A 3,676-nucleotide genomic window follows, 5' to 3' on the forward strand; every position below is an offset into this window, starting at 1 on the left:
TCTCTTGAAGTAACTTCTTTAAAACGTTTAACTACACAAGGAGATTGCAGGAGTTGTGCCAATTAAATAACCGTTATTTTTCAGTTGTTTAGATTATTTAATTCTAGGGCAGTTTTCATTTCTCAAAATGGGAATCAAAACAAAATACAATTGAATGGCAGTTTGAATCATAGGGCTTGGGTAAATCGAAAGTAGCATTAGAACTGGGGCTCTAAATAAACAAAACGCCAACCGAGTGTTGGCGTTTTGCTCTAGGATGCACGAAGCTAGAAAGCTGTGAAGCGAGCAAGTCAAAAATGGCTTTGAGGCTGACTAGCTCATTTTCGGGATCACCGTTATCACAGGGACACCCAAGATATCTTCGATTTCGTCTTTGCGTTTGATTGAAGAATCAAACAGTTCAAACAATACCGCTAAACCAATACCCAATCCGATACCTGCAACGAATCCAGCCAGAATAAAAACAAAAGTCGGCATGTTAGATTTGACACTCGGTGTGAAAGGCAAATCGATAATCTTCACACGTTTATTTTGCTCGAATACACCAAGCGAACCCGTTAGTTGAGCCATTTCATAACGCTCTGTTAGTTCATCATATAGTTGACGTTTGATTTCAACTTGACGTTTAAGGCGGTACATCTCTTTTGCATTTTCGCCGAAGTTATTGGCCTTGTGTTCTAATTCGAAAATCATAGTTCGAAGGCTTTTGGTCTCTTCAGTTAAAGACTCAAAGCGAGCACGAACCAGTTGTAAACTGTGTAATTGAGTGACCAGAAGAGGTTGGGTATCAGAAAGTTTGTTCAGTGTCGTACTACTTGCGATATCCCAAAGCTGGTCGCTGTTCATCGTTGGCTGGGTTACCTCGAGCAAACTCTTACGTTCATTCTCTAGTCTGTCTAGCTCACGCACTTTAGCTTGCACAGCACTGTGCTTGTCCGTGTATTTAGCTTGTAACAAGGTAAGGTCGCTACGAATGTCGATGATCTGGTCTTCTAATTTACCGATCACAGGGTTGGTTCTTGAAAGTTGTTGGTCGATTGACCCTAAACTTTTTTCGACACCCGATAACTCGGCCTCTTTTTCTGCCAGTGTTTGTTTGAGTGAAGCTAAGCGATTCAAACTTTGGCTCTGTACCTCAGGCGTCGAATGAACATTCTCATTCATGTATGCAGCTAGCGCTTCTTCTGCTTCTGCAAGCTCTGCGCTACGTTTGTCGATATGGATTTTCAAGAAGTTACTTGAATCTTCAATCGATGAACGTTCCGGTGCGAGTAACTGTTCAATGAAATGTTCACTTACCGAGCGCAGCGTCGCTTCCATTCCATTTGGTGTGTTCGACGTTAGACTTATCTTTAGAAAATCTTTTCCAAGCTGAGTCACCGTTAGACGTTGAGACAGGTCAGTAATGATCTCTTGTTTCTCAATTTCAGGCATATCTGGCGTGGTTAATTGCAGTTCATCAGCGACCGAGTAAAGCACATGTCGACTGTGAAGCAGTGTTCTCAATGCGTTAAGTCGATCTTTGAGCATCGTCGAAACGGCAATGTCTTCCAAGAATGGATTCATCTTGGCCGTTTCTTGAATCAACATACTGGTATGCGCGTCATATTTAGTTGGAGCCAACTTGCTCACACCAAAGCCTACAAAGGGCAAAATAAGCATTGGCAGAACGATAACGTAGCGTTGGCGCCACATCGCATTGATGATGACTAATAACCGCAATTTCAGATTATTCATAATAGCTCCAACATCCAATGTACGAAGTTACCACGGTTCTGCCAGCTCTCTTGTTCGACGACAGAGATAGGTGAGTTGCTTAGCTCGCGTGCATGATCAAGCGCCCAAATCATTTGGTTGGCACTGCCAACCGTGGTTACGTGCCCTTGATATGGAACCAAAGCAGGGAACGGTGTTGTGATAATGGGTGTGCCCGCCGCAAGGTATTCCATTAGTTTGAGTGGGCTACACGCTCGGATCTGCTCGTTATCAACAAACGGCAACAAGCTCACATCCCAGTGTTGAGAATAGCTTGGTAGCGTGTGGTGTGGACGAGGGCCAAGGTAATGTACGTTACTCAACTTAGGCAGCATGAGCGTATCAAGCTCGTTTGGACCTATGAAAACAAAGTCCCATTCCGGCATCGCATTCGCAACATGATCAATCATTTCATAATCAAGCCACTTAGAAAGGCTGCCATAAAAACCAGCAATAGGGCGGTGGTTGCTTGGTAAATCTTTTGCTCTTGGTGCGGGTGTTGAAAATAGGTCTACGTCGACACCATGTGGTAGCAAGTGCGCTTTATGCTTTGGAAATTTACCCATCAATTTTTTGCTAGCCGCGAATATAAGCGTTGATTTTTCGATTAGCTCTGATTCGTGCTGTGCAACGGTGTCATGATCAACACCAGCCAGCGCGCTAAAATCATCACCGCAGTAATAGACCACAGATGACTCGCCTAAGTGTCCGCACAAATCAACAGCGGTCGGAAGAGAAGTCCATAGGATAGGCGCGTTCAGATTAAGCTCCGCAATAATCGGTTTTAGTTGGTGCAACATCATTTGCTGAGCCAACTTTCTAGAAAATTTAGAAGCAGGCGCAGGGATTGTCTTTAAGTTAACGATAGTAATGTTGTCGTGTCCCTCAGAGTCGAGCATGTTTTGAGTAACGGCTTTGGTTTTACCAAACAACTTGTTGAACGCTCGGCTGGCATCTTTAGCGGACAGCTTCGGTTGTCTTAAGCCAATAGAGTTGACCCATAAGACTTTGTGCTGCTTAGCAAGGTGACGAACTAAATGTTGAGTCGATGAAGGTAGGCCACCAAAGTCTTCACCAAATACGATTAAATCACGCATGGTCACCTCCATGAGTCTCTAACGAATCGAACATATCGGATTCTGTCACTTCAACGGGTTTGATGTGACCGACAACTCGAGCTGGGTTGCCACCTGCGATTGCGAAGGCAGGAATATTCTTTGTTACTACGCTGCCTGCGGCTATTACGGCACCTTCGCCGATGGTTACGCCACCTTTGACCGTCACATTCGTGCCCAACCAAACATCGGGTTCAAGAATGATGTCACCGATTTGCTGAGGGTCGTCACCTTCACCTAGCGCTCGGCGTTTTGCATCAAGCGGGTGTCCAGAGTATCCAAATAGAAAAGCGCCGCCTGCGATTCGTACGTTGTCAGAGATAACCACTTTACCTCCAACAGCGATAGTCGACTGCCAACCAATGTCGACGTTATTGCCAATCGACAATAGTGGGTGTTCCAAGCCTTCAAGTTGTTGAGTACAACCAGAGAATGTCGTGTGGCCAGAGATACGGCAGTTGTCGCCAATCGTAATTTGCGCCGGACCGCTGACGAAAGGCAGTCCACCATACAAATACAGGCGTTTGCCACATTGAGCCACACGACCTTTGAAAGCCGGAGTCCAGTAGAAGAATCGCGTAAAGCCAGAAACCAGATTCACCACTAGCTTGTGCGCTTGATATAGACAGCGATTAAATAGTTTAGGGGTAGGTAGCTCTGCGCTTCTGATGTTTTTCAAAATGAAAAACACATTTCTAATTCGAGAATTAGGATGAAACTTAAGCCAATGTTTGAATTGATGTATAGATACTGACGTCATAATGAAAATCCTCTTTTTTGTTATATAGAAGTACTTTCATATATTG

The 3,676-nt window shown here is 44.4% G+C and carries 3 protein-coding genes; all 3 read right to left on the bottom strand.

The features are described from left to right. Positions 1-312: 312 nt before the first annotated feature. The 3 genes from AB4517_RS21355 to AB4517_RS21365 are packed head-to-tail and all read right to left on the bottom strand — an operon-like array spanning position 313 to position 3,630. Positions 313-1,737 carry a Wzz/FepE/Etk N-terminal domain-containing protein gene (locus tag AB4517_RS21355; protein WP_017063900.1) on the bottom strand — a complete coding sequence of 475 codons (1,425 nt, stop codon included), beginning with the start codon at positions 1,735-1,737 and terminating at the stop codon, positions 313-315. Then, positions 1,734-2,852 carry a glycosyltransferase gene (locus tag AB4517_RS21360; RefSeq protein WP_136978473.1) on the bottom strand — a complete coding sequence of 373 codons (1,119 nt, stop codon included), beginning with the start codon at positions 2,850-2,852 and terminating at the stop codon, positions 1,734-1,736. The genes AB4517_RS21355 and AB4517_RS21360 overlap by 4 nt, the downstream gene beginning before the upstream one ends. Continuing rightward, positions 2,845-3,630 carry a DapH/DapD/GlmU-related protein gene (locus AB4517_RS21365; protein ID WP_372149869.1) on the bottom strand — a complete coding sequence of 262 codons (786 nt, stop codon included), beginning with the start codon at positions 3,628-3,630 and terminating at the stop codon, positions 2,845-2,847. Before AB4517_RS21365 ends, AB4517_RS21360 begins: the two co-directional genes overlap by 8 nt. Positions 3,631-3,676: the final 46 nt, after the last annotated feature.

This window comes from Vibrio sp. 10N.222.52.C3, assembly GCF_041474195.1.
GTDB lineage: Bacteria > Pseudomonadota > Gammaproteobacteria > Enterobacterales > Vibrionaceae > Vibrio > Vibrio crassostreae_C.

What these genes read in the sequence shown, in the direction of transcription:
- AB4517_RS21355 (WP_017063900.1), bottom strand. Translation starts at nt 1,737, where the DNA reads ATGAATAATCTGAAATTGCGGTTATTAGTCATCATCAATGCGATGTGG.
- AB4517_RS21360 (WP_136978473.1), bottom strand. Translation starts at nt 2,852, where the DNA reads ATGCGTGATTTAATCGTATTTGGTGAAGACTTTGGTGGCCTACCTTCA.
- AB4517_RS21365 (WP_372149869.1), bottom strand. Translation starts at nt 3,630, where the DNA reads ATGACGTCAGTATCTATACATCAATTCAAACATTGGCTTAAGTTTCAT.